Source organism: Mesorhizobium sp. LNHC232B00 (assembly GCF_000502435.1).
Taxonomy (GTDB): Bacteria; Pseudomonadota; Alphaproteobacteria; order Rhizobiales; family Rhizobiaceae; genus Mesorhizobium; species Mesorhizobium opportunistum.
In genome coordinates this window covers 119,880-143,832 of record NZ_AYWP01000008.1, presented here as the reverse complement: position 1 = coordinate 143,832, position 23,953 = coordinate 119,880, and the positions used below count along the sequence as shown (strand labels likewise).

Annotated in this window: 20 protein-coding genes; 12 read left to right on the top strand and 8 right to left on the bottom strand. The window is 64.6% G+C overall.

From position 1 onward, the window contains the following. Positions 1–42 precede the first annotated feature (42 nt). From X743_RS156025 to X743_RS156035, 3 genes are all read right to left on the bottom strand, one after another. On the bottom strand, positions 43–759 hold the full coding sequence (locus tag X743_RS156025; RefSeq protein ID WP_023765654.1) for an MBL fold metallo-hydrolase: 717 nt from the start codon (positions 757–759) through the stop codon (positions 43–45). Beyond that, positions 759–1,925: a diphosphate--fructose-6-phosphate 1-phosphotransferase gene (locus X743_RS156030; protein WP_023765653.1), complete on the bottom strand. Its 1,167-nt coding sequence runs from the start codon at positions 1,923–1,925 to the stop codon at positions 759–761. Before X743_RS156030 ends, X743_RS156025 begins: the two co-directional genes overlap by 1 nt. A 174-nt stretch (positions 1,926–2,099) precedes the next feature. Continuing rightward, complete coding sequence (locus X743_RS156035) at positions 2,100–2,870, bottom strand: L,D-transpeptidase (RefSeq protein ID WP_023765652.1); 771 nt, start codon at positions 2,868–2,870, stop codon at positions 2,100–2,102. Between the two features lie 256 nt (positions 2,871–3,126). On the opposite strand from X743_RS156035, the gene X743_RS156040 reads away from it, so the two are divergent. After that, positions 3,127–3,750 carry a LysE family translocator gene (locus X743_RS156040; protein WP_023765651.1) on the top strand — a complete coding sequence of 208 codons (624 nt, stop codon included), beginning with the start codon at positions 3,127–3,129 and terminating at the stop codon, positions 3,748–3,750. A 174-nt stretch (positions 3,751–3,924) separates the two neighbouring features. Here the strand turns inward: X743_RS156040 and X743_RS156045 are convergent, their stop codons facing one another. Further along, entirely contained in the window at positions 3,925–6,711 is a 2,787-nt protein-coding gene (locus tag X743_RS156045; RefSeq protein WP_023765649.1) for an autotransporter outer membrane beta-barrel domain-containing protein, read from the bottom strand. A 224-nt stretch (positions 6,712–6,935) separates the two neighbouring features. Here X743_RS156045 and X743_RS156050 point away from each other — a divergent pair, with 224 nt between their 5' ends. Continuing rightward, positions 6,936–8,258 (top strand): tetratricopeptide repeat protein, encoded by a 1,323-nt coding sequence (locus X743_RS156050; RefSeq protein WP_023765648.1) that lies wholly within the window; start codon positions 6,936–6,938, stop codon positions 8,256–8,258. An 81-nt stretch (positions 8,259–8,339) separates the two neighbouring features. Continuing rightward, positions 8,340–9,794, top strand: coding sequence for a xylulokinase (gene xylB / locus X743_RS156055; RefSeq protein WP_023765647.1), 1,455 nt, complete (start codon positions 8,340–8,342; stop codon positions 9,792–9,794). 197 nt (positions 9,795–9,991) lie between these two features. Here the strand turns inward: xylB and X743_RS156060 are convergent, their stop codons facing one another. After that, positions 9,992–10,354, bottom strand: a complete 363-nt coding sequence (locus X743_RS156060) for a nuclear transport factor 2 family protein (RefSeq protein WP_023765646.1) — start codon at positions 10,352–10,354, stop codon at positions 9,992–9,994. Between the two features lie 124 nt (positions 10,355–10,478). On the opposite strand from X743_RS156060, the gene xylA reads away from it, so the two are divergent. Together xylA and X743_RS156070 are read left to right on the top strand one after the other, a co-directional pair. Then, the gene (gene xylA / locus X743_RS156065) at positions 10,479–11,804 is read left to right on the top strand and encodes a xylose isomerase (RefSeq protein ID WP_023765645.1); all 1,326 of its coding nucleotides are present in this window, start codon (positions 10,479–10,481) and stop codon (positions 11,802–11,804) included. A 203-nt stretch (positions 11,805–12,007) separates the two neighbouring features. Then, positions 12,008–12,211 (top strand): hypothetical protein, encoded by a 204-nt coding sequence (locus tag X743_RS156070; protein ID WP_013891685.1) that lies wholly within the window; start codon positions 12,008–12,010, stop codon positions 12,209–12,211. 16 nt (positions 12,212–12,227) lie between these two features. Here the strand turns inward: X743_RS156070 and X743_RS156075 are convergent, their stop codons facing one another. Continuing rightward, positions 12,228–13,208 (bottom strand): GlxA family transcriptional regulator, encoded by a 981-nt coding sequence (locus X743_RS156075; protein WP_023765644.1) that lies wholly within the window; start codon positions 13,206–13,208, stop codon positions 12,228–12,230. A gap of 77 nt (positions 13,209–13,285) precedes the next feature. Between X743_RS156075 and X743_RS156080 the strand changes: the two genes are divergently transcribed. From X743_RS156080 to X743_RS156110, 7 genes are all read left to right on the top strand, one after another. Next, positions 13,286–14,203 (top strand): 3-keto-5-aminohexanoate cleavage protein, encoded by a 918-nt coding sequence (locus tag X743_RS156080; protein ID WP_023765643.1) that lies wholly within the window; start codon positions 13,286–13,288, stop codon positions 14,201–14,203. Between the two features lie 16 nt (positions 14,204–14,219). Next, positions 14,220–14,849, top strand: a complete 630-nt coding sequence (locus X743_RS156085) for an HD domain-containing protein (protein WP_023765642.1) — start codon at positions 14,220–14,222, stop codon at positions 14,847–14,849. Then, complete coding sequence (locus tag X743_RS156090; RefSeq protein WP_023765641.1) at positions 14,846–15,940, top strand: carnitine 3-dehydrogenase; 1,095 nt, start codon at positions 14,846–14,848, stop codon at positions 15,938–15,940. The genes X743_RS156085 and X743_RS156090 overlap by 4 nt, the downstream gene beginning before the upstream one ends. A 5-nt stretch (positions 15,941–15,945) precedes the next feature. Beyond that, positions 15,946–17,109: an acyl-CoA dehydrogenase gene (locus tag X743_RS156095; RefSeq protein ID WP_013891680.1), complete on the top strand. Its 1,164-nt coding sequence runs from the start codon at positions 15,946–15,948 to the stop codon at positions 17,107–17,109. 3 nt (positions 17,110–17,112) lie between these two features. Further along, positions 17,113–19,191 (top strand): acetate--CoA ligase family protein, encoded by a 2,079-nt coding sequence (locus X743_RS156100; RefSeq protein WP_023765640.1) that lies wholly within the window; start codon positions 17,113–17,115, stop codon positions 19,189–19,191. Continuing rightward, positions 19,184–19,966 (top strand): carnitinyl-CoA dehydratase, encoded by a 783-nt coding sequence (locus tag X743_RS156105; RefSeq protein ID WP_023765639.1) that lies wholly within the window; start codon positions 19,184–19,186, stop codon positions 19,964–19,966. The genes X743_RS156100 and X743_RS156105 overlap by 8 nt, the downstream gene beginning before the upstream one ends. A 216-nt stretch (positions 19,967–20,182) precedes the next feature. After that, positions 20,183–21,121 (top strand): alpha/beta hydrolase, encoded by a 939-nt coding sequence (locus X743_RS156110; RefSeq protein WP_023765638.1) that lies wholly within the window; start codon positions 20,183–20,185, stop codon positions 21,119–21,121. Positions 21,122–21,142: 21 nt separating this feature from the next. Here the strand turns inward: X743_RS156110 and X743_RS156115 are convergent, their stop codons facing one another. Next, positions 21,143–22,801: an FAD-binding dehydrogenase gene (locus X743_RS156115; RefSeq protein ID WP_023765637.1), complete on the bottom strand. Its 1,659-nt coding sequence runs from the start codon at positions 22,799–22,801 to the stop codon at positions 21,143–21,145. 40 nt (positions 22,802–22,841) lie between these two features. Further along, complete coding sequence (locus X743_RS156120; RefSeq protein ID WP_023765636.1) at positions 22,842–23,828, bottom strand: Gfo/Idh/MocA family oxidoreductase; 987 nt, start codon at positions 23,826–23,828, stop codon at positions 22,842–22,844. Between the last annotated feature and the right edge of the window lie 125 nt (positions 23,829–23,953).

The following is a 23,953-nucleotide window of genomic DNA, read 5'->3' as shown; positions in this document are numbered from 1 at the left end:
GGTTTTGGAACGAACCTTACGAAGATTTAATTCAGCGAGCGCTCACAGACCGGCATGCAAGCGCAGATAGGCCGTTGCAATCGCACGCATGCGCTCGCCGTCGAAGCTTGGGCCGTGGCCGCCATGGCCGATGCGGATCGGCAGGTCGAGCAGGCGCCGCATCGTGCCGATATAGGCGGCGCGGTCGGAATCCGGCAGGCTGTCGATCAGCGTGTCGTCGTAGATGGCGTCGCCGCTGAAGAACAGGCCGTCGGCCTCGTCGAACAGCGCGATCGAATCCGGCGAATGCCCAGGCAGGTGCAGCACGCGGAATTGCCGGTCGCCGAGATCGATCACATCGCCTTCGTCGAGGCTCTGCGTCAGGGGCGCCGAAGGGATCGTGTAGTCGGCGGCTTTCCAGCCCGGCTCAGGCAGTTTCGAAACGGCGCCTTCGAGATCGTGGAACATGTAGGCGTAGGTCGCCGCCTCATCCATGTTTTCGAATTGCGCCGCACTCATCCTGGGTCCCGCCCGCCATGGAAATTCATGCAGCGAGCCGACATGGTCGAGATGGATATGGGTGGCGACGACCAGCAGCGGCTTTCCACGGGGCGTTTCGATCTCCGGCGCCAGCGGACGGATGCCCATGCCGGTGTCCACCAACAGGTCGGCGTCGCGCCCACGCAGGTGCCAGATGTTGGCGCGCACATAGTCATGCACGAACGGCTCGGTCAGCATCGTCGTCCTGTCGTCGACGATGCTCTTGCTGAACCATTCCATCAGACGAATGGCTTCCCGACCTTGTACTTTTCCGGCACCAGCCGCTTGAGATAGGCCATGCCGGCCTCGGACAACTGGTTGACGTCGGGCTTCATGAAATTGTCGGGCATGTGGCGGGTCTTGCCGGCGACGTTCTTCAGCGGCACCTTCTTCAGCACCGTTTTAGCGCCGTCATACTGCAGCGCCACCGACCCGCCGCCTTGTTCGGCGACGGTGACGGCGAAGGCGCCGGCATCGAAGGCTTCCTGCGCGTCGACGGCGCTGATGGCACCGATATAGCCGCGCGGCATGTAGCCGAGCGCATCGACGCGGGCGCGCTTGCCCGGCAGGCCCTCGGCCAGAGCCCGCTCGAGCGCCGCCGGCAGGTCGCTGCCCGACAGCTTGACGTTGCCATGCGCGTCGCGCTCGAGCTTGTCCGGCGGCACCAGGCTTTCGACCAGCGCCTTGCCGTCGGCGGTGCTGACCCCTTCCGACACGGCGACGATGCAGCGCTTGTGGCGGTCGAGCGTGGCGCGCACGTCGTCGATGAAGCCGGCGGCCGAGAACGGCCGTTCCGGCACGTAGACCAAATGCGGGCCGCTGTCGGGATCGAGCTGCCAGGCAGCGGCGGCCGCGGTCAGGAAGCCGGCATGCCGGCCCATGACGATGCCGACATAGATGCCGGGCAGGGCGCGGAAATCGAGATCGACGGACAGGAAGGCGCCGGCGACGAACTCGGCCGCCGAGATGAATCCCGGCGTGTGGTCGTTTTCCTCGAGGTCATTGTCGATGGTTTTCGGCGCATGGACGAAAGCGATGCTGCCGCCGGCCGCATCGGTCAGGATTTGCTGCGTGCCCGAGGTGTCGTTGCCGCCAATATAGATGAAGGCGTCAGCGCCGGCCTTTTTGAGGCCGTTGAGGATGATTTCGCAATAGGCGGCATCCGGCTTGTCGCGCGTCGAGCCCAGCGCAGCGCTTGGCGTTCCGGCGATCAGCCGCAGGCGGTCTTCGGGGATAGCCGAGAGGTCGACATAATTGCCGTCACGAATGCCGCGCACGCCGTGGATGGAGCCCAGCACCTTGGCGCCCGGATGCCGTTTGCGGATCTCCAGCGTCGCACCGACCACCGTTTGGTTGATGACGGCGGTCGGGCCGCCACCCTGCGCGATGACAAAAGTTCCGGTCATTCCTGGCGTCTCCCGAGGCGATGATTTTCAAGGCACCTTGGCCTGTCTTGCCGCATCGCGCAACGGGAGAGTCCGGGGCAGGGGCCCGAACCGAAGGACCGCGTAAGCGAAAAGCGGCACCGGTTTCGGAGAAGGTCCCGCTCAAAAATAGGACCGCGCAAGCAGCGGTCGCGATCACATGACGACGACCGGGTTTTTCTTCGAAACGCGGCTGTAGAGGTCGATGATGTCCTGGTTGATCAGGCGCACGCAGCCCGACGACATCGCCTGGCCGATGCTCCACCATTCGGGCGAGCCGTGGATGCGATAGCCGGTGTCCTTGCCGTCCTGATAGATGTAGAGCGCACGCGCCCCGAGCGGATTGGTCAGGCCGCCGGGCTGGCCGCCCTGCCATTTCACCAGTTCCGGCTTGCGCTGGATCATCTCGGGCGGCGGCGTCCAGGTCGGCCATTCCCTGCCATACTGGATGTTTGCGCGGCCGGACCAGCGGAAGCCGTCCTTGCCGATGCCGACGCCGTAGCGGATGGCATCGCCTCCCGGCTGGACCAGATAGAGCATGCGTTCCTTGAGATGGACGACGATCGTGCCGGGCGCCTCACCTGTGGTGTCGACGACGATCCGGCGGCGGAATTCCGGCTTGATTTTCAGGTACGGCACTTCAGGCACGTTGAAGCCGTTGTCGGTCAAAGCGGCGTACATGACATCGGCGCCGGTGATGTTCTTGTCGACGCTGATCGCGGGCCGCATCTGCGGCACCGAACCGGTTACCGTATTGTCGAGATCCAGCACCGGCATACCGCCGTCCCCGGAGGTCGAGCAGCCTGCGGCGCTGAGCAGCGCCAGCGCGCCTGCGCCCGACAGGACGGCGCGGCGGGAAAGATGAAGATCGGTATCGACTGCGCCGCCGTTTCGTGGCGGCGTCGGACCTTGCGGCAACTCACGCATGTACCCAAACCCTACGCTGTCGGCGGGAAGCACGGTCCGGCCGGATAGCGGGTATTTTCGTCATTCATGGTTGATAAAGCGTGAATATCTGTGTCGCCTGCGTTCGAGCATGGCTTGGCGGTGTTCGTCCGCTTCCGACGACGTCAGCCGAGCGGCGGCTTTCAGTCGGGAATGGCGCAAAAACAAAAAACAGGCCCCCTTTACATTCTCCCAGGGCTCAGGATTTATCCTTCTCTTTAACCCTAGGGAGACAAGCATGTCCTTCGAAAACTGGGCCGCTTTCGCCGCCGCGTCGAGCATCCTCCTCATCATTCCGGGTCCGACGATCCTGCTGGTCGTGTCCTATGCGCTGGGCCAGGGCTGGCGCACCGCCTTGCCGATGGCGGTCGGCGTGGCGCTCGGCGATTTCACCGCCATGACACTGTCGATGCTGGGCATTGGCGCCCTGCTTGCGGCCTCGGCGACCATCTTCACCGTCCTGAAGCTGATCGGCGCCGGCTATCTGATCTATCTCGGCGTAAAGCTGTTTCGCGCCGGCGGCACGCTGAAGGCCGAGCCGCGCACCGATACAGTGTCGGCGGCCAAGATGATGGCGCATGCCTGGCTGGTCACCGCTCTCAACCCGAAAAGCATCACCTTCTTCGTCGCCTTCCTGCCGCAGTTCCTCGACCGGCATGCCAATTTCTGGACGCAGATGCTGATCTTCGAGACGACCTTCCTGGCACTCGCCTTCGCCAATGCCTTCGGTTATGCGCTGGTCGCCGCGCGTGCCCGCAACGTCGTGCGCAATCCCAAGGCGATCCGCATCTTCAACCGCACCGGCGGCACGCTGCTGGTCGGCGCCGGCATCGCCACGGTGGCGATGCGTTCGGGTAATTGAAGCGGCGCGATCTTTCGGCTCGGTTCAAAGTCCAAAGTGTGGTGAGAGTCAGGCCGAGCCGAAAATGGTGGCTTTCGAGAACCGGAGCGGAGCGGACATGTGGTTCGCGAGCACCGGAAGCGCAGAGAGCCGCCATTTGCAAGCCGGCATCACCTGAATATCAGCACACCTTTGTCACCATTTGACGCTGAAGCCCAGATTGCCCTCGAGGATGCGGCGCTTGTCGCCGCCGAGATTGGTGGTGTAGTCGCCGGTGGCGAAGATGCTGACCTTGTCGCTCACCTTGGCCACGACGCCGCCGCCGAATTCAAACGAGGTCGATCGGCCCTCGGTCGCTATATCGGTGGTGTCGAAGCTGACGGTGTCGGTGCCGCCGAAATCGTGCCAGAAATTGGCTTTGAGGTAGGGCTGCACGGCCAAGCCGTTGATCGTTGTCTCGCCTTGCAGCCGCGCGCCCAGCCGGCCGGTGACGCTGCTGTCGGTGCCGAACGAAACCGACGAGAAGCGGTCCTCGGTATCGTCCAGTGTCAAATGCTGCCAGACCAGTTGCGCCTGCGGCTCGAGCGTCCAGCCCTGTCCCAGCGCTATGGGATAGCCGCCTTCCAGCGAGGCCGTGACACCGGTGCCGTCGACATCGATGCCGACGCCGCGCGACGACGTCGCGTCGCCACCGAAGAACGTGGCCATCAGGACGCCGTCGAGGTACCAGCCGCCCTGGCCGATGCGGGTCCAGTAACCACCGACACTGGTGCCGTTGACGTCGAGCTTGCCGACCGACAGATCGTTTTGTCCCAGCGCCTGGCCGCTCACGTCGCCCTTCATGCTGCCATAGGCGACGAACAGGCCGGCGCGATCGATTCCACCTGAAGCGGTCTCGCGTCCGAACACGTCGAAGCCTGCCTGAAGGCCGAACAGCGTGCCGTCGAAGGAGGGCGACACCGTTCCTGACCAGCCCATCTTGGCGTCCTGGCCGAAAATGCGGCCCCAGGCCGGCGACATCTCGTTGTTCGACAGCAGGCTCTGTTCGCCGCGCCGCTCGTGGAAGGTGCCGAGTGTCGTCATCGCCAGATGTTCGGCCACCGGCGGCAAGGCCGAATAGACCGGAACCTCGATGCGATAGAGCAGTATCTGCTCGCCCGGTGCCGGGGTTGGCAGGTCAGGCGCGACGGTAGGCACAACCGGTGGCGGTGGCGGTGGATCCGCGGGCGGTGCCGGCGGTGGTGGCGGCGGCGGCTCGGGTTCCGGGTCAGCGGCCTGCACCGGCGGCGTCGGGTCGACCGGCGGGTTGTTGATGTCGCCCTCGGTCGGCACAGGCACCGGTGGCAGATCCGACGGCGGCGGTGGTGGCTCGGTCGCGGGCGGTTCGGGTTGGAGATTTGGCGCGGGTTCCAGCGCAGACGGCGCCGCCGCCGGCGACGTCGGCGTTATCAGCGTCGAGCGCAGATACCAGTTCTCCCCGCTGCCGGCGCTGACGCCACCCTTGAACAGATAATATTCGAAGGCGCCTGCCGCGACCGGCGCGTCGAGGGCAAAGGCACTGGCGCTGGATGTGGCACCGTTGATCGCCTGGACGACCATGATGCCGTCCGCGGTGGTCTCGGCACCCGCGCCGCCGACATTGATCACTCCGATGCCGGTCGAGCCGGACGCCGTTCCACCAGACAGGACCAGCCTGTCGGAAGCGGACGTGTCACCGCCAAGTTCGGTCTGGATGAGCAGCAAGCCGCCGAGTCCGGTATAGTTGCCTGATATGGTCAGTCGGTCCGTAGCGCCGGTTGTGCCGTTGGTCAGGTCGATACGGCCGGCATTGACGACATTGGCCAACTGGCCGGACGTGAAGGCTTGGATCGCCGAGTTGAAGCCGCCGCCATAGAGCGTGCTTGCCTGATCGACGTTTAGCGACCCGGTGCCCGTGCCGCTGTCGCCGAGCACGAGATTGCCGTCCAACATCAATTGAGTGTCGTTGGTGGCGTTGATCGTCTCCCAGTTCTGGACCCTGGCGATCCCCTCCAGCTTGACGTTGTCGAAGGTCAGCGTGTCGGTGCCTGCACCGCCCGTGATCGCCTTGGTGTCGCCGAGATTGCCATTGGTGAGGTTGCTGAGCTTGGCGGTGTCGTTGTCGCCGCCCAGATCGACGGAACCATAGATGATGCCGCCGCCGTTCCAGACGAAATTGTCGGAGCCAACGCTCATCAGCACATCGCCGCCGACCGTGCCGCCGGTCACCGTCACGCTGTCGGCGCCGCCGCTGACACTGATGTTACCGCCGATTATGCCGCCCGACAGGATGATGGTGTCCTTGTCGAAACCGGTGACGAGGTTGCGGTCGATGATGCCGCCGGACATGTTGAAATAGTTCTGGTCGAGCTTCATGTTGACACGGCCGATGCGCCCGCCGGTCATCACGGCACGATCGCCGTCGTCGAAGAAATCGACGATGCGCCCACCGGTCATGGTGAACGTGTCCAGCCCGTCGCCCTGGTTGAGCGAACCGATCTGGCCGCCGCTCATGTTGAAGTCGTCGATGCCGGCGCCCTGCTGCACATTGCCGGCCACAGTGCCGCCGCCGATAGTGAAGAAATCCGTGCCGCCACCCTGATCGACCGTGCCGGTGATGGTGCCGGACTGCATGTCGATGCGGTCCGTTCCGACGCCAAAGGTGACGTTCCCACTGATCTGCCCGGTACCACCTGCGGGAAAGTTCAGCGTGTTGTCGCCGTCGGTATCGGTGAGGCTTCCGCCCGAATCGCCGCTATCGCAGGTGTAGACGGTATTCCCCGCGGTTGGGCCCAGCACGCATGCCGCGAAGGCCGCGGAATTGGGCAGCAACGTCAGTGCTGTAGTTGCAAGAAAGCTAATAAGCCGTGGATTGATTCGTCGCGGCCTTTGCCGCAGCAAAGCAACCGATTCGCTGGGGTACTCCGAACGACAGTTCGGAAGCTGTATTTCACTATGCCGCATCGCGTCCCCTCTCAGATCGCGATTTCAAGCCTGCCGCCGCGCCGCAATGAAGACACAATTCGTTCGCTTTTACAAAGCCTAATCTGCACTCCATGGTTGATGAACTGCAAAAATTACTGGAACGGACCTGCGCGACATGCGGTTGGCGCGCCCGTGGCCCATGCGTTAAGATCGCTTGGACCGAGGGGCAGCGTGCCCATGACGGTCCAATCGAGGGATTTCGCATGGCGATCAGGGATGGATTCGGCATCACATTTTCGGGCGCTACGGAAGCCGGGCTCACGCCTTACAGCCAGGCGGTGCGCGAATTGCAGTGCTTCATCGGCGATCCCGTAGCCTCGGCCGATCGCGCTATCGCGGAAAATCCCGGTTTCGTCATGGCCCATGTCTTCAAGGGCTATCTGTTTGGCCTTGCCACCGAGCAGGAGGCGACGGCCGTGGCCAGGGCCTGCCACGAGGCGGCGCTGCCGCTTGCCGCGACAACGCGCGAGCAAGCCCATGTCCTGGCCCTCGGTCACCTCGCCAACGGGCGCTGGCATGATGCAGCCGACATTCTCGAGGACATCGCCATCGATTTCCCGCTCGACGCCGTGGCATTGCAGGTCGGTCACCAGGTCGACTTCTTCACCGGCAATGCCCGCATGCTACGCGACCGCATCGCCCGCGCCTTGCCATCCTGGCAAAGCGGCATGCCCGGCTACCATGCCATCCTCGGCATGCAGGCGTTCGGGCTGGAAGAGATGGGCGACTATGGCAGGGCCGAGAGGCTTGGCCGCGCGGCGGTCGAGATCGAGCCGCGCGACGGCTGGGCGCAGCACGCGGTTGCCCATGTCATGGAAATGCAAAGCCGGCAAAGGGACGGCATTGCCTGGATGCGCGCCGATCCCGAGGCGTGGACGCGGGAAAGCTTCCTGCAGGTGCACAATTGGTGGCACCTGGCGCTGTTTCACTACGATCTCGGCGAGACCGACGAGGTGCTGGCGCTCTATGACGGGCCGATCTACGGCACGCCGTCGGCGATGGCGCTGAACATGGTCGATGCGTCGGCGATCCTGTGGCGGCTCTATCTCGGCGGCGTCGATGTCGGCGATCGCTGGGCTGCGCTCTCCGCCAACTGGCCCAAGGTCGGCGCCGGCAACTATGCCTTCAACGACGCACACGCGATGATGGCTTTTGTCGGAGCCGGTCTCGACGCGGCAGCCCTTGGCTTGCTCGATGCGCAGCGTGAGGCCATGCATGGCAGCGACGACAATGCGGCTTTCACCCGCGATGTCGGCCATCCGCTGACGCGGGCGATCAAGGCATTCGGCGAGGGCAACTACACCGAGGTCATACGTTTTATCAGGCCGATCCGGGCGATCGCCCATCGTTTCGGCGGCAGCCACGCACAGCGCGACGTCATCGACCTGACGCTGATCGAAGCCGCCCTGCGAGCCGGTGACGGCGCGCTTGCCCGGGCGCTCACGGCCGAGCGTTCGGCGGCGCGGCCGGACAGTCCGCTGTCGGTGCTGTTTTCGCGACGCGCGGCCGATTTGTCGGAGAATTGACCCGAAGCGGATCTTGCCTTAAAAACTGGCTCGGCCAGATTTTTTCGAGATCCGAAAAAAATAATGGCATGGGAGGATAACATGTATCTCGGCCTCGACCTGGGCACGTCGGGCGTCAAGGCGCTGCTGATCGATGCCGGACAATCCGTCATCGGCTCCGGCCATGGTTCGCTTGACGTCTCGCGGCCGCATCCCGGCTGGTCCGAACAGGATCCTTCGCACTGGATACGCGCCTGCGAAGAGGCGATTGCCGAACTGAAAGCTTCCCATCCCCGGCAGTTCGCGGCGGTGAAAGGCATCGGCCTGTCGGGCCAGATGCATGGCGCGACCTTGCTCGATGCGGCCGATCATGTTCTGCGCCCCTGCATCTTGTGGAACGACACACGCAGCCATGTCGAGGCGGCAGCACTGGACGCCGATCCGCGTTTCCGCGCACTCACCGGCAACATCGTCTTTCCTGGCTTCACCGCGCCCAAGCTCGCCTGGGTGAAGAACAACGAGCCCGCGGTCTTCGCCAAAGTGGCCAAGGTTCTGCTGCCGAAGGATTTCCTGCGGCTTTGGCTGACCGGCGAACACATTTCGGAAATGTCCGACGCGGCCGGCACGGCCTGGCTCGATGTCGGCAAGCGCCGCTGGTCCGCGGACCTGCTCGCCGCTACCTCGCTCGACGAGAAACAAATGCCGGCCCTTGTCGAGGGCACCGAGAAGGCCGGCGGATTGCGCGGTGAATTGGCATCGAAATGGGGCGCCGAGGCGGGCATCCCGGTTGCCGGCGGCGCCGGCGACAATGCGGCTTCGGCCTGCGGCATGGGCACCGTCGGTGCCGGCCATGCCTTTGTTTCGCTGGGCACGTCGGGCGTGCTGTTTGCCGCCAACGCCTCCTATTTGCCCAACCCGGCAAGTGCGGTCCATACCTTCTGCCATGCGCTGCCCAACACCTGGCACCAGATGGGGGTCATCCTGTCCGCGACCGATTCGCTCAACTGGCTGTCGGAGATCACGGGCAAGGGCGCGGGCGAGCTGACAACGGAACTCGGCGATGCGTTGAAGGCACCGAGCGGCGTGTCCTTCCTGCCCTACCTTTCGGGCGAGCGCACACCGCATAATGATTCCGCCATTCGCGGCTCCTTCACCGGGCTGGCGCATGAATCGAGCCGTGTGGTGCTGACCCAGGCGGTGCTCGAAGGCGTCGCCTTTGCCTTCCGCGACAGTCTCGAAGCCCTGAAGACAGCCGGCACCGTGCTGACGCGCGTGACGGCGATCGGCGGCGGCTCGCGCTCGCGTTACTGGCTGAAGGCGATCGCCACCGCGCTGCAGCTGCCGGTGGATATTCCAGCCGACGGCGATTTCGGCGCCGCCTTCGGCGCCGCCAGGCTCGGCCTGATCGCGGCGACCGGCGCGGATCCGCTGGCGGTGTGCACGGCGCCTAAGACGGACGCCACGATCGAACCGGATGCAGCGCTTGGCGGTGCTTACGCCGCTGCCTACCACCGCTACCGGGCGCTTTATCCGGCGATCAGGGCTGTGACCGCGTGAGTGAGCGCGAGGCGCCCCTCTCTGCCCTGCCGGGCATCTCCCCCTCTAGGGGGGAGATCGGCAGCGTTGACGGCTTTGCTCGTCTTGCAAGGTTGATAATTAGCGAAGGCGGGAAAGACAGCCAATCTCCCCCCTTGAGGGGGAGATGGCCGGCAGGCCAGAGGGGGGCGCCTCGCACCTGCCTTACCCAGAAACCCTCACTGCGTCGGCACCTTGTCAAGGAAGCCGGTGACGCTCTTCAGGCGGCCGTTCTCGATGATGCCGATATCCGTGCCTTCGATAACGGACGGCGTGCCCTCCGGGCCGAGATTCCAGGAGAAGCGGATCTTGTCGGCAAACCCGTCCGGCGTGCCCTTCAGCGAGAACCGGAAGCCGGCAAAGCGCTGCTGCACGCCGTCGATCAGGATCGCGACGCCTTCGTGTCCGTCGCCCTGCATGATCGGATCGCGATAGCTGACGTCTTCGGTGAAGGTGGCCTTCAGCAGTTCGGCGCGGCGGCTGGCATCGCTTTCGTTCCAGGCGGTGATGTAGCCCTCGGCGATTGTGTTGAGGTCGGTCATGCTCTGTCTCCTTTGCTTGACGGCTTTGACATGAGCCTTTTCGACCACCGCGGACCCGAAACCAATTACGCCTGAGGTAATCAAGGCGAATTACCCGAGCCCTATTCGAGAGAGGACAGCAATCATGAGCAGCGGATTTTTCGGCGACATCCAGAAGATCAAATACGAGGGACCGGATTCGACCAATCCGCTGGCCTACCGGTTCTACAACCCCGATGAGGTGGTGGCGGGCAAGCGGCTGGAAGACCATCTGCGCTTCGCCGTCGCTTACTGGCATTCCTTCGCCTGGCCGGGCGGCGATCCGTTCGGCGGCCAGACTTTCGACCGCCCGTGGTTCCCCAAGGCCGGCGGCGTCGACACGATGGAACTGGCGAAACTGAAAGCCGACGTCGCCTTCGAGATGTTCTCGCTGCTCGGCGCACCTTATTTCTGTTTCCACGACGCCGACGTGCGGCCGGAAGGCAAGGACTTTTCCGAAAGTGCCGCTCGCCTCGACGAGATTGCGGACTACTTTGCCGGCAAGATGAAGCAGACCGGCGTCAAGCTCTTGTGGGGCACGGCGAACCTGTTCTCCAACCGCCGCTTCATGTCGGGCGCCGCCACCAATCCCGATCCGGATGTCTTTGCCTATGCGGCGGCGACGGTGAAAAGCTGCATCGACGTTACCAAGCGGCTGAAGGGTGAGAACTACGTGCTGTGGGGCGGCCGCGAGGGCTATGAGACGCTGCTCAACACCGACCTTGGCCGCGAACAGGAACAGGCCGGGCGCTTCCTCAGCCTCGTCGTCGACTACAAGCACAAGATCGGCTTCAAGGGCACCATCCTGATCGAGCCGAAGCCGCAGGAGCCGACCAAGCACCAGTACGATTACGACGTCGCCACCGTTTACGGCTTCCTCAAGCGCTTCGGCCTGGAGAAGGAAGTAAAACTCAACATCGAGCAGGGCCATGCCATCCTGGCCGGCCATTCCTTCGAGCACGAGCTGGCGCTGGCCAATGCGCTCGGCGTCTTCGGCTCGATCGACATGAACCGCAACGACTACCAGTCGGGCTGGGACACCGACCAGTTCCCCAACAACGTGCCGGAAATGGCGCTGGCTTACTATCAGGTCCTGCAGGCCGGCGGCTTCAAGACCGGCGGCACCAACTTCGACGCCAAGCTGCGCCGCCAGTCGCTCGATCCGCAGGATCTGCTGATCGGTCATATCGGCGGCATGGACGCCTGCGCACGCGGCCTGAAGGCCGCCGCCCGCATGGTCGAGGACAAGGCACTGTCCGCGCCCCTTGCCGAGCGCTATGCCGGCTGGAACAGCGCCGAGGCCAAGGCAATGCTGTCGGGCAAGCGCACGCTGGAGGAGATCGCCGAGCGCGTGGTGAAGAAGAAGATCGAGCCGCAGCCGCGCTCCGGCCGCCAGGAACTGCTGGAAAATATCGTCAACCGTTACGTCTGAGACGGAAGGCCGATTCGTATTGCTCGAGGGCGGCTGGATAACACTCCCGCCGCCCTGGAACAGCCTGCACCAAAGCGCCCGTCCGGCGACAAGCTTTTGCCCCCAGACGCCCCTCAATGGCCTCGCTCTTGCCTTCAAACAGCCGTCACGTATCTCGTATAAGAGGTACCTGTGGCGGGTGAAAAGGAAGGAGGCGAACCGATATGCAGCACGAACGCGAAATCGACGCCCTACTGGCATCCGGCGAGACCGGATCGATCATCGACCGGCTGATGGCGCTGCCGAGGCCGACCGACGACGTGAAAAACCAATGGGATCGCGCCGTCAGCAACCGTTTTGAAGTCCGGCTGGCGAGACAGATGCGCTCGCAGATCGACGCTGGCGGCGATCGTCAGAACGCCGCATAATCTCCCCGAACTAAAACTATCCTCTGCGCAGCCTGACTGGTGCTTCGCCGAAAGCTCTTGAAAACGCTCTGGAAAATGCCGCGGCGGACGAGAACCCTGTCCGCCCGGCAATATCCGCCATGGCCACCCGCGTGTCGACCACCAGCCGGCGCGCCGCGCCCAGCCGCAGCCTGAGATAGTAGGCGCCCGGGGTCTCCCCGATCGATCTGCGAAAAATGCTTTCCAGCGTTCGTGCCGTCACCCCGGCGCGCTTGGCCACCGCTTCGATGGTTAGCGGCTGGTCGACATGCGATTCCATCAGCCGGATGGCCTGCGCCAGGCGCGGATCGTAGCCGTCGAGCCGGCCGAGCGAGACCAATGGCTGTGCGTCGGTCGCGGCACGGGCCTGGTCGTAGATGAAGACGCTGGCGACATCGAGCGCTACGGCCATGCCGAGCCGCGTGCGAATCAAATGCAACATCAGGTCGAAGGTCGGCGAGGCGCCGCCCGATGTGAACACCGGCCCGTCGATGACATAGCGATCCGGGCGGACATCGATGCCGGGAAAGGCCGACGAGAAATCCTCCATGTCTTCCCAGTGGGTGGTGGCGCTGCGCCCCTCCAGCAGGCCGGCGCGGGCCACTAGCCAGGTGCCGGCCTCGACGCCGCCGCATGCGCGGGCCGCGCGAGCCGCTCGCCGCAGCCCTGACAGCAGCGCTGTCGTGGCATAATTCTGGGTGCCGAAACCGGCGACGACGACGAGAACGTCGGTTGGCTCGGCCGCGTCGAAGCGGCCGCTGACCGCCACCGGCAGCCCGCATGTGGTGACCAGAGCCTCGCCGGTCACCGAGACCAGCTTGAAATCGAACAGGGTCTCGCCGGAGATGCGGTTGGCGGCGCGCAACGGATCGACGGCCGAGGCCACGCACATGATCGACGAGCCGGAAAACACCAGCAGCGTCACCTTGAGCGGCGAGCGCTCGGCGCGAAAGATAGTCGGTTTTTCGCTTTTGATCATGGAAGCTTCGTAAAACGCAAAACAGTTTCCGGCAAGTCAGTCATTGTTGAAATCTGTTTCTATGGGAGGAGAGTTCCATGCCGCTCGCGATGAACCGTGAGGTCTTCATTACCTGTGCCGTGACCGGATCCGGCGGGTCGCAGGACCGCTCTCCCCATGTGCCGCGCTCGCCCAAGCAGATCGCCGATTCGGCCATCGATGCGGCCAAGGCCGGTGCCGCGATCGTCCACTGCCATGTCCGCGACCCCGAAACCGGCAAGCCTAGGCGCGACGTGCGTCTCTACCGCGAAGTCACCGAGCGCATCCGCGAAGCCAATGTCGATGTCGTGCTCAATCTCACAGCCGGCATGGGTGGCGACATGGTCTTCGGCTCGCCCGAAGCCCCGCTGCCGCTCAACGAAAAGGGCACCGACATGGGCGGCGCCACCAACCGCATGGAGCATGTGCGTCAGTGCCTGCCGGAGATCTGCACGCTGGATTGCGGCACCATGAACTTCGCCGAAGCGGACTACGTCATGACCAACACGCCCGGCATGCTGCGCGCCATGGGCGGCATGATGACGGCGCTCGGCGTCAAGCCTGAGATCGAGGCCTTCGACACTGGCCATCTCTGGTTCGCCAAGCAGTTGGTCGAGGAAAAGGTGCTCAATCCCGATGCGCTGGTGCAGCTCTGCATGGGGGTGCCGTGGGGCGCGCCTGACGACCTCAACACCTTCATGGCCATGGTCAACAATGTGCCGTCGACCTGGAACTGGTCTGCCTTCGCCATCGGCCGCAACCAGATGGCCTATGCCGCCGCGGCGGTGCTGGCCGGCGGCAATGTCCGCGTCGGGCTGGAAGACAATCTCTGGCTCGACAAAGGGGTTCTTGCGACCAACGCGCAGCTGGTCGAGCGCGCCGCCAGCATCGTCACCAATCTCGGCGCCAGGATCATCGGACCGGAAGAAGTGCGCAAGAAGCTGAACCTGACCAAGCGGGCGCCGATCGCAGCGTGACTTGAGGGAGTCGACGATGACAACCGTCAAATTCACCGCGATGAAGGATGGCGACAGGGACGATTACGAGTTCCTGACCGCGCATGAAACCGACTACGCCGCCAAGACCGGCGAGCGGTTGCTCGACGCGCTGGTGCAGCTCGACGAGGGCCTCTCCGGCTACAAGATCACGCGGCTCGGCCATTCGCTGCAGGCGGCGACGCGCGCCTGGCGTGACGGCGCCGACACCGACTGGATCGCCTGCGCGGTGCTGCACGACATCGGCGACATCTATGCGCCCTATAATCACGATGAGTATGCCGCTTCGATCCTGAAGCCCTTCGTGCGCGAGCAATGCACGTGGGTGGTGGAAAAGCACGGCGATTTCCAGCGCCTCTATTACGCCCATCATGTGGGCGGCAATCGCCATGCCCGCGACCGCTTCGCCGGCCACGCCTATTTCGACGATTGCGACCAGTTTTGCGAACGCTGGGACCAGTCGAGCTTCGACCCCGACTACGACACGCTGCCGATCGAGTTTTTCCGGCCCTTCGTGCTCGAGGTCTTTGCCCGCAAGGCTTACGACCCCTCGGTCATTCGCGCCGGCGAGCGCGTGCCCCTCGTCGATCCCACAACAGCCAAGACAAGAACCGGAGCATCCGCATGAGCATCGTCAACAAGGCAGCCGCCATCGGCGGCGGTGTCATCGGCGCCGGCTGGGTGGCGCGCCTTCTCTTGAACGGCATCGACGTGTCGATCTTCGATCCCGATCCCGAGGCCTCGCGCAAGGTTTCGGAAGTGATGAAAGGCGCGCGGCGCGCCTACAAGCAGATGGTTCCCGGCGGCCTGCCCAAGGAGGGCAAGCTGACTTTCGCCAAGACCATCGCCGAAGCGGTCGCCGATGCCGATTTCATCCAGGAAAGCGTGCCGGAACGGCTCGACCTCAAGCACCGCGTGCTGGCCGAGATCGATACCCACGCACCGGCCAACGCCATCGTCGGGTCTTCCACCTCCGGCATCAAGCCGACCGACATGCAGGTGGCGATGAAGAAGCATCCGGAGCGGTTGGTTGTCGGCCATCCGTTCAACCCGGTCTATCTGCTGCCTCTGGTCGAGATCGTCGGCGGCGAACAGACCTTTCCCGAGGCGATCGAGGTCGCCAGGGAGATCTATGCCTCGATCGGCATGAAGCCTGTCGTCATCCGCAAGGAGATAGAAGCCTTCGTCGGCGACCGCCTGCTCGAAGCGGCATGGCGCGAGGCGCTGTGGCTGATCAAGGACGGCATCTGCACCGTCGAGGAACTCGACGACATCATGCGCTATGGCTTCGGCCTGCGCTGGGCGCAGATGGGCATGTTCCAGGTCTATCGCGTCGCCGGCGGCGAGGCCGGCATGCGCCACTTCATGGCGCAGTTCGGGCCGTGCCTGAAATGGCCGTGGACCAAGCTGATGGACGTGCCGGAGTTCAACGACGAACTGGTCGACCTGATCGCCACCCAGTCGGACGACCAGGCCCACGGCCTGTCGATCCGCGAGCTGGAAAAGATCCGCGACGACAATCTGGTCGCGATCATGGATGCGCTGTCGAAGCAGAACAAGGGCAAGGGCTGGGGCGCCGGCGCCCTGCACAAGGACTATACCAAGCAGCTGGCCAAGCTGGCGGCGAAGAAGCCGGAGGCCTCCAAGGCGGCCGAGAAGGCCAAGGCCGGCAAGCCGGTGAAGAAAGCCGAAAAGCCGAAGAAAAAGAAGAAAGGCTGAAGACCATGGATTTCGGTCTGTCGGAGGAACAGAAGCTCATTGTCGAGACGACGCGCGCCTTCGTCGAGAATGAGCTTTACCCGCATGAGCGCGAGGTCGAACGCACCGGCGTGCTGCGCCGCGAACTGATCGAGGAGATCAAGGCCAAGGCGATCGAAGCCGGTCTCTATGCCGCCAACATGCCCGCCGATGTCGGCGGCGCGGGCCTCGATACGGTGACATGGCTTCTCTACGAAAAGGAACTCGGCCGCGCCAACTACGCGCTGCATTGGACCTGCGTGGCGCGCCCCTCCAACATCCTGCTCGCCGGCACGCCGGAGCAGCGCGAGAAATACCTGTTCCCTTGCATCCGTGGCGAGAAATGGGACTGCCTGGCGATGACCGAGCCGGGCGCCGGCTCGGACCTGCGCGGCATGAAGGCGACCGCCGTGCAGGACGGCGACGACTGGGTGCTGAACGGCACCAAGCATTTTATCTCCCACGCCGATCTTGCCGATTTCGCGATTTGTTTCATGGCCTCGGGAGAGGAAGAGACGGCGCGCGGCAAGCGCAAGAAGATCACCGCCTTCTTCGTCGACAAGGGCACCAAGGGTTTCACGGTGCGCGACGGCTACCGCAACGTCTCGCATCGCGGCTACACCAACGCCATCCTTGAATTCGACGATTGCCGTTTGCCGGCAAGCCAGGTTCTCGGCGAAGTGCACAAGGGCTTTGACGTCGCCAATTCCTGGCTCGGCGCCACCCGCCTGCAGGTCGGCGCCACCTGTCTCGGCCGTGCCGAGCGGGCGCTCGGCCATGCCATCGAATATTCCGCGCAGCGCCAGCAGTTCGGCCAGCAGATCGGCAAGTTCCAGGGCGTGTCGTTCAAGCTCGCCGACATGGCGACGGAGCTCAAGGCCGCCGACCTGATGGTGTTCGAAGCCGGCTGGAAGTACGATCAGGGCACAGTCACCGACCAGGACATGGCCATGGCCAAGCTGAAGGCCACCGAAATGCTCGCTTTCGTCGCCGACGAGGCGATCCAGATCCATGGTGGCATGGGGCTGATGGACGACCTGCCGCTGGAGCGCATCTGGCGCGACGCTCGCGTCGAACGCATCTGGGAAGGCACGTCGGAAATCCAGCGCCACATCATTTCGCGGGCGCTGCTGCGCCCGTTCGGGGCATGATATATGCATAAGCTTGAGCGTCTCCTGCGCCCGAAATCGATCGCCGTGTTCGGTGGCGTGCAGGCCGCCGCCGTGGTCGCGCAATCGATCAAGATGGGCTTTGCCGGCGAAATCTGGCCGGTGCACCCGACCAAGGACGAGGTTGCCGGACGCAAGGCCTATCGGTCCGTGGCGGATCTGCCCGGCGCGCCGGATGCCGCCTTTGTCGGCGTCAACCGGCATTTGACCATCGAGGTCGTCAAGGCGCTGGCCGAGCGGGGTGCCGGCGGCGCCGTCTGCTTTGCCGCCGGCTTCCTCGAAACCGAGGCCTATGACGATGATGGCGAGCGGCTGCAGGCCGAGCTGGTGGCGGCGGCGGGCGAGATGCCGATCATCGGGCCCAACTGCTACGGCCTGATCAATTATGCCGATGGCGCGCTGCTGTGGCCCGACCAGCATGGCGGCATCCGGCTGGAACAAGGCGGCAAAGGCGTCGCAATCATCACCCAGTCCTCCAACATCGCCATCAACATGACGATGCAGAAGCGCGGCCTGCCGATCGCCTTCCTGATGACCGCGGGCAACCAGGCGCAGACCGGCCTCTCCGAAATGGCGCTGGGCCTGATCGAGGACGAGCGGGTAACATCGCTCGGCCTGCATATCGAGGCCTTCGATTCGGTAGCCGGCTTTGAAAGACTGGCCGCGCGTGCCCGCGAGCTGAAAAAGCCGATCATCGCCATGAAGGTCGGCCGTTCCGAGCAGGCGCGGCAGGCGACGGTCTCGCACACCGCTTCGCTCGCCGGCTCGGACGCGGCCTCGGGCGCTTTCCTCAGGCGGCTCGGCATCGCTCGCGTCGATTCCATCCCGGCCTTCATCGAAGCGCTGAAGCTGTTGCACATCACCGGCCCGCTGCCCGGCTATCGGCTGTCGTCGATGAGCTGTTCGGGCGGCGAAGCGTCGGTCATGGCCGACAGCGCCGAAGGCCGCTGGGTCAACTTCCCGGTTCTCACCGACAGCCATCGCGCGCATGTCAAATCGACGCTCGGGCCGCTGGTCGCGGTCGCCAACCCGCTCGACTACCACACTTTCATCTGGAACAACGAGCCGGCGATGACGGCCACCTTCACCGCCATGGTGTCGGGCGGCTTTGACCTCAACATGCTGGTGCTCGACTTTCCGCGCCCGGACCGCTGCTCGGTCACCGACTGGTGGGCGACGCTGCGCGCCTTCGAATCGGCGCTGAAGACCAACAAGGCGCACGGCGCCATCGTCTCCTCGCTGCCGGAGAACCTGCCCGAGGAATACACCGCCGAGCTCATGGCGCGGGGCATGGTGCCGCTGTTCGGCATTTCCGAGGCGATGGACGCCGCCCAGGCCGCCGCCTTCATCGGCTGGGCCTGGCGCGAGCCGCAGGCGCAGCCGGTCGACACCTCCGCCTCGGGTGCCGCCGGTGGGGAGCATGTCACGCCTGACGAGGCGCAAGCCAAGGCGCGGCTGATCACGGCCGGCTTGCCGGTGCCGAAGGGCGAGCGCGCCGGCAATGCCGTCGAGGCGGTGATCTCGTCGATGGCACTCGGCTTTCCCGTTGCCCTGAAGGCGCTGGGCGTCACCCATAAATCCGAAGTCGGCGCTGTCAGGCTGAACCTCAAGGACGCGGAATCGGTCAGCACGGCGGCGCATGATCTGCTGCCGCTCGGCACCGGGCTCTATGTCGAGCGCATGGTGCGCGACGGCGTAGCCGAACTGATCGTCGGCTTCACCCGCGATCCGATGTTCGGCGCGGTGATGACGCTTGGCACCGGCGGCGTGCTGGTCGAATTGCTGCGCGACAGCGTCACGCTGATGCTGCCGGCAACGCGCGACGACATCGAGGCCGCACTGCGCGGTCTCAAGCTGTTCCCGCTGCTCGAAGGCTATCGCGGCCGGCCGAAGGCCGATGTCCAGGCCGCCATCGATGCCATCGCGGGTATCGCCGCCTTCGTGCAGATGAATGCCGGCGAGATCGAGGAACTGGACATTAACCCGCTGATCGTCTGCGCGGAAGGCAAGGCTGCCTGGATCGCCGACGCGCTGCTGGTGCTGGGAGACAACAAGAATGTCTGACGTCATTTCGACCCGCCGCGAGGGCACCATCCTCGAGGTCACGCTCGACCGGCCCAAGGCCAACGCCATCGACCTGAAGACGTCACGGCTGATGGGCGAGACCTTCAAGGCGTTCCGCGACGATCCGGAGCTTCGCGTCGCCATCGTCAAGACCGCCGGCGACAAGTTCTTTTGCGCCGGCTGGGACCTGAAGGCGGCTGCCGGCGGCGACGCGGTCGACGGAGACTATGGTGTCGGCGGCTTTGCCGGCCTGCAGGAGCTGCGCGACCTCAACAAGCCGGTCATTGCTTGCGTCAACGGCATGGCGGTCGGCGGCGGCTTCGAGCTGGCGCTGTCCTGCGACCTCATCTACGCCTCCGACCATTCCTCCTTCGCACTGCCCGAAATCCGCGCCGGTACGCTTGCCGACGCCGCGACGATCAAGCTGCCGAAGCGCATTCCCTACCATGTCGCCATGGACCTTCTGCTTACCGGCCGCTGGATGGACGTCGCCGAGGCGCATCGCTGGGGCCTGGTCAACGAAGTGCTGCCCAAGGACAAGCTCGAGGACCGCGTCTGGGAGATCGCAAGGCTGCTCGCCGGCGGCCCGCCGCTGGTCTTCGCCGCGATCAAGGAGACCGCGCGCGTCGCCGAGACGCTGACCTTCCAGGATGCTATGAACCGGGTGACGCGCCGCCAGTTGGCGACCGTCGATGCGCTCTACGGTTCCGAGGACAACATGGAAGGTTTTCGCGCCTTTGCCGAGAAGCGCGACCCGGTGTGGAAGGGGAAGTGAGCCCGCGGAGATGACGGCGCGTGGCGCCCCCCTCTGTCCTGCCGGACATCTCCCCCTCAAGGGGGGAGATTGGCTGTTTCGGTCTCGGCGCTCTTCTTGCGACGCAAAAGATTGGCGAAAGCTTTCGCGACATCCAATCTCCCCCCTAGAGGGGGAGATGGCCGGCAGGTCAGAGGGGGGCGCTCGGGCGCTTGCATCACAGATTGGCCTTCTTCCATGATCGACTACAGCACCCTCATCGACGCCGAGACCTGGGCCTTCATCGAACGCACCAATTCCTATTACCCGCCCGATACGATCGACTACACGATCGCCGAACAGCGCGCGATTTATGACCGCATGTGCCGGGAATTCTTTGCCGGCTATCCCGAGGGCGTTGCGGTCGAAACCTCCGCCATAGCGACATCGACGCACGACATCCCGATCCGCCTTTACCGAAGCGCGCGCCAGGCAGCGGCGACGGTGCTCTATATCCATGGCGGCGGCTTCATCCTTGGCGGGCTGGACAGCCATGACGATGTCTGCGCCGAACTCTGCGCCCGCACCGGATATGAGGTGGTCTCGGTCGACTACCGGCTGGCGCCGGAGCACCTGCATCCGGCCGCCTTCGACGATGCGATGAGCGCCTTCGAATGGGCGGTGGCAAATCGCGACCATCCCATCGTGCTTTGCGGCGACAGCGCCGGCGGCAATCTCTGCGCCGCCGTCAGCCATGCCACGCGGGGTCATGCGATAGGGCCGTTTGGCCAGGTGCTGATCTATCCCGGCCTCGGCGGCGACCGCTCGCGCGGCTCTTATGTGACGCATGCCGAGGCGCCGATGCTGACGGCGCGCGATGTAGAATTCTACAAGCATATCCGCACCGGCGGAGTGGACCGGACCGGCGACATAACGTTGTCGCCGCTCGCCGACGCCGATTTCGCCAACCTACCGCCGACGGTGCTGATCACAGCCGAGTGCGACCCGCTGTCATCAGACGGCGAGGCCTACCGCGACCGCATCGTCGCGGCGGGCGGACGGGCATATTGGTTCGAGGAACCGGGGCTGGTGCACGGCTATCTCCGGGCCAGGCACACGGTCAGCCGCGCCCGCGCCAGCTTCACCCGGATCGTCGACGCGGTGGCGGCCCTCGGCCAGGGCGCCTGGCTCTGGTGAGCGCAGGCTGGCCACCCAAGTTTACTGTATAGCCGCGGCCGCTGCCCGGCCTGCGCCGCGGCCGGAGAAGATGCAGCCGCCGAGGAACGTGCCTTCCAGCGCGGCGTAGCCATGCACGCCGCCGCCGCCGAAACCGGCGGCCTCGCCAACCGCATAGAGTCCCGGCACCGGCTGGCCATCCTCGCCCAGCACGCGGCTGTCGAGATCGGTCTGCAGGCCGCCCAGCGTCTTGCGCGTCAGGATGTTGAGACGCACCGCGATCAGTGGGCCATTCGCCGGGTCGAGCATCTTGTGCGGCTTGGCCGTGCGGATCAGCCGGTCACCGAGATAGGCTCGCGCGCCACGCAGCGCGGTGACCTGCATGTCCTTGGAGAACGGGTTGTCCAGCTGCCGGTCGCGGGCGCGGATTTCGCGCTCGACCTGGGCAAGCTCGAGCAGCGGCTCGCCGCCGGCCAGCGCGTTCATGCGGGTGACCAGCTTCGAGAGATCGGCCTCGACGATGAAGTCCTCGCCCTTGTCCATGAAGGCTTTCACTGGTCCCGGAATGCCCGAGGTGGCGCGTCCGAGAACCTGGCGCCAGCTCTTGCCGGTCAGGTCCGGGTTCTGCTCCGAGCCCGACAGGGCGAACTCCTTCTGGATGATTTTCTTGGTCAGGATGAACCAGGAATAGTCGAAGCCGGTGCTCATAATATGGCTGAGCGTGCCCAGCGTGTCGAAACCGGGATAGAGCGGTACCGGCAGGCGTTTCCCACGGGCATCGAGCCACAGCGACGACGGGCCAGGCAGGATGCGGATGGCGTGATCGGTCCAGATCGGCGCCCAGTTCTTGATGCCCTCGACATAGTGCCACATGCGGTCGCGGTTGATGATCGAGCCGCCGGCCTGCTCCGTGATCGCCAGCATGCGGCCGTCGACATGGTCGGGCACGCCGGTGATCATGCGCTTCGGCGCCGCGCCAAGCCGCTTGGGCCAATTTTTCCGGACAAGCTGATGGTTGGCGCCGATGCCGCCGGAAGCGACGATCACCGCTTGTGCATGAACTTCGAAATCGCCTGATATTTCGCGCGAGCTCTTGTGGCCGCGCTCGACCATGCTCGGCTCAAGGATGTCGCCGCGCACACCGGTGACGGCAGCGCCCGTCCGCGTCAGTTCGTTGACGCGGTGGCGGAATCTGAAGCTGATCAAGCCGCGCTTTTGCGCCTCGCGTACGCGCAGGACGAAGGGTTCCAGCACGCCGGGGCCGGTGCCCCAGGTGACATGGAAGCGCGGCACCGAATTGCCGTGCCCGATGGCATTGCCGCCGCCGCGTTCGGCCCAGCCGACCACGGGGAAGAACTTCAAGCCGCGCTCCATCAGCCAGGAGCGCTTCTCGCCGGCGGCGAAGCCGACATAGGCTTCCGCCCATTTGCGGGGCCAGTAATCTTCCGGCCGGTCGAAAGCTGCGGTGCCCAGCCAGTCCTCGAGCGCCAGATCATGCGAATCGCGGATGCGCATGCGCCGCTGCTCGGGTGAATCGACGAGGAAAAGCCCGCCGAACGACCAGAACGCCTGACCGCCCAGCGACTGCTCCGGCTCCTGGTCGACGATGATGATCTTCTTGCCGGCCTCGGCAAGTTCGGCGGCCGCAACCAGCCCAGCCAGGCCGGCGCCCACAATGATCACATCCGCATCGTCAGCCATTGCCCCTCCGAGAGTTAGCCGGCTATTTTAATGCAAGCAGCTAGACAGCCTCCCAGCCGTCCTTGCCGCCGGCGCGGAAGATGGCGTCGATGACCTTCTGGTTGAGCACGGACTCCTCCAGTGTGAAGACGCGCTCCTTGCCGCCTTGCGCCGCCCGCGCGAAGGTCTCGACCTCCAGCCGGTATTGCTGCGTGCCCGGAAAGCGGAACACCTGCGCCTCGGTGTGGTTCTGGTTGTGCAGTTCGACGCGGTGATGGTCGTAGAGGCCGGCGTTGAACGGAGAAAAAACCTCGATGAAACCCTTCTCGCCGTGGAACACCATCACCTGCCGCGCCGCCATTTGCGTCGACAAATAGAAGGACAGTTCGAAGTCGCCGAAATCGGCGCGGATCGAGGAGTAGATGTCGGTGCCGAATTTCTTGTCGCGTTCGATCGTCGCCTGCACGCGCAGCGGCTCCTTGCCGGTCGAAAAGCGCGTCGACACGGTCGGATAGACGCCGATGTCGGGCAGCGCGCCACCGCCGAGATCGAGCTGGTTGCGCATGTTATTGGGATCGACATTGTAATAGGAAAACGCGCCCTGCACGTGGCGCAGCCGGCCGATGGCGCCGCTGGCGATGAGATCGCGCACCTTGATCCACTGCGGATGATAGATGACCATGAACGCCTCGCAGACCAGCACCTTCTTCTGGTCGCGCAGCTGGATCAGCGGCGGGATGTCCTTGGCGTCGAGCGCCAGCGGCTTTTCCACCAGCACATGCTTGCCGGCTTCGATGGCCTTCGCCGTCCATTCGACATGCTGCGAGGTCGGCAGCGGGATGTAGACGCCGTCAATGTCCTTGGAGGCAAGCAGTTCCTCATAGGAGCCAAAAGCATGGCGTGCGCCGAAGCGCTCGGCCAATGCCTTGGCCTTCGACAGGTCGCGGCTGGCGATCGCCGACAGCACGCCGTTCTCCGCCTCGACAATTGCCGGCAACAACTGCTCGCGGCCGATCTTGGCCGTCGACAACACACCCCATCGGAACATCACGCTTCTCCATGTCGATTTTTACAGGCGACGAGGTTTGCCTGAAGTCGCCGGAAAAGCCAATGCGATGTGCCGTGGCAACTGACCCCGCTTACCCCACGTCAGCCCCGCTTACCCCGGGTCAG